The organism is Mesorhizobium sp. M4B.F.Ca.ET.089.01.1.1, assembly GCF_004022605.1.
GTDB classification, from domain to species: domain Bacteria; phylum Pseudomonadota; class Alphaproteobacteria; order Rhizobiales; family Rhizobiaceae; genus Mesorhizobium; species Mesorhizobium abyssinicae.
The window spans coordinates 1-1,791 of the sequence record NZ_RZOS01000742.1 but is presented as its reverse complement, the minus strand read 5'-3'; the positions used below and the strand labels follow the sequence as shown (position 1 = coordinate 1,791).

General features: G+C 64.0%; 2 protein-coding genes. Both read right to left on the bottom strand.

Translation table 11 applies throughout. From position 1 onward, the window contains the following. On the bottom strand, positions 1 to 445 hold a 445-nt coding region (locus EN780_RS33395; protein ID WP_133372853.1), incomplete at its 3' end, for a DeoR/GlpR family DNA-binding transcription regulator. A gap of 127 nt (positions 446 to 572) precedes the next feature. Further along, positions 573 to 1,791: aspartate aminotransferase family protein (locus EN780_RS33390; protein ID WP_133372852.1), on the bottom strand; the 1,219-nt coding region annotated here is incomplete at its 5' end.

Sequence of the window (1,791 nt, the reverse complement as noted above, 5' to 3'; positions counted from 1 at the left end):
CGTCTGAGCCGCGCACGACGCCGCCGGCGATCACTACCTCGATCGAAGGATAGACACGCATCCTATTGGCAACATTGATATTATTGGTGATGACCATGAGGCCGTTGTGGTCCAGCAAGGCCTTGCTGACGGACTCGGTTGTGGTGCCGATGTTGATGAACAGTGAGGCGTTGTCGGGGATCAGCCTGGCGGCGGCGCGGCCGATCGCCTCCTTCTCATCGGCGGCGATCTTGCGGCGCGCCTCATATTCCATGTTCTCGATCCCGGACGGGAACAGCGCCCCGCCATGGATGCGGGTGAGCAGCCTCTGGTCGCAGAGGTCGTTGAGGTCCTTGCGGATGGTCTGCGGCGTCACGTTGAAATGCGTTGCCAGGTCGTCGACCAGCACGCGGCCATGGTCCTTGGCCATCTGGATGATCTCGGCATGACGCGGCGACAGAAACATCGCTCTCCCTCCCGTTTTCGTTTTTCTTGTCTATATCGCAAAACGAAAGCGATGAAAAGGGATAAGCCGGCTAACGAAAACCATATGATCCCAAAGCCAAACCGGCCGCAAGCTGCGGCGAGTTGCTTCAGGTGGGGCGGCGAGCGATTTCTGTGATGACGTCGAATGCCGCCTCGACATCGGCCGCCGTCGCCTCGAACTGGCCGGCCTGGAAACGGATCGCGATCGTGCCATCGACCTTTGTCTGCGTCAGGTAGATGCGGCCGTCATCGTTGATGGCATTGACCAGGCGAAGATTGTGCTCGTCGGGGCTGGCGCCCGGTCCTGTCCGATGCCGGAACGAAAACAGCGACAGCATTGGCTCGGTCACGATCTCGAAGTCCGCCTCCCCCGCAAGCCGCGCGGCGAGAGCCTGGCTCCAGGTGACGTGATTGCGGATCATGGTGCGCAACCCTTCCAGCCCATGGGCCCGAAGCAGGAACCAGAGTTTCAGCGCCCGGAACCGGCGACCGAGCGGCACCGACCATTCCGAGTAGTTGATGATGCCGTCGTGGCCGTGGGTCTTCAGATAGTCCGGCTTGATGGCAAGCGTGCGCACGAGATCTTCCGGCTGACGGATGAACTGGATCGAGCAGTCGAATTGCGCGCCCAGCCATTTGTGCGGATTGAACACGATGGAATCGGCGTCCTCGACGCCGGCCCAGAAATGCCGGTACTCCGGGCAGATCATCGCCGATCCGGCCCAGGCGGCGTCGACATGCAGATAGAGCCCATGCCGTTTGGCGACAGCAGCCACGGCGGCGATGTCGTCGGTGCCGCCGGTGCTGGTGCCGCCGACGCAAGCGATGATCCCCGCCGGCAGCATCCCGGCCTCGCGGTCGGAGACGATCGCGGCCTCGAGGGCCACGGTGTCCATGGCGCGGAAGCGGCCGGCTGCTGGGATGCGCACGAGGTTCTCCTCGCCGATGCCGGCGACCCAGATGGCGCGATCGATCGAGGTGTGGACCTGGTCGGAAGAATAGACGCGCGGCCGCGCCTGCCCGGCGAGTCCCTTGCGGTTGCCTTGCCAGTCGAGCGCGCGCTCGCGCATGGTGAGCACGGCGGCCAGCGTCGCCGACGAGGCCGAGTCCTGGATGACACCGGAAAACCCTTCCGGCAGGCCGAGCGCCTGGCGCATCCAGTCGACTGTTCGGGTCTCCAGCTCGGTCGCCGCCGGCGAGGTCTGCCACAGCATGCACTGCGCTGCCATCGCGGAGACCAGATATTCGGCAACCACCGAGACGGGCGCAGCATTGGCCGGGAAATAGGCGAAGAAGCGCGGATGCTGCCAATGCGTCATGCCGGGC